The sequence below is a fragment of the Streptomyces sp. GbtcB7 genome, assembly GCF_019091445.1.
Taxonomy (GTDB): Bacteria; Actinomycetota; Actinomycetes; order Streptomycetales; family Streptomycetaceae; genus Streptomyces; species Streptomyces mirabilis.
In genome coordinates this window covers 1-230 of the sequence record NZ_JAGXJM010000761.1, presented here as the reverse complement: position 1 = coordinate 230, position 230 = coordinate 1, and the positions used below count along the sequence as shown (strand labels likewise).

Genomic DNA, 230 nt, shown 5'->3' with positions numbered 1-230 from the left:
GCCGGGCTGCCCGCCATGGGCCCGCGGCTAAAGCTGACCAAGGACTACCTGCGCGGCCCCAACCCGCGGATCACGTCCGCCGAGACGATGATCAAGACGTCCCCGCCCGGTGAGGGGTCCCGACTGCTGCGGGTGCGCGAGAACAATCGGGTGTACGACGCCTGTGCGCGGCCGGGGGAACTCGTCGGCGGCGCCGTCCGTTTGATGGTCTGCGGCCCGTTCAGCGTGGG

The 230-nt window shown here is 71.3% G+C and carries 1 pseudogene; it reads left to right on the top strand.

Annotation, left to right across the window (positions count from 1 at the left end):
- A pseudogene (locus KVT44_RS57470) lies at window positions 1-230 on the top strand (ATP-binding protein); the annotation flags it as partial.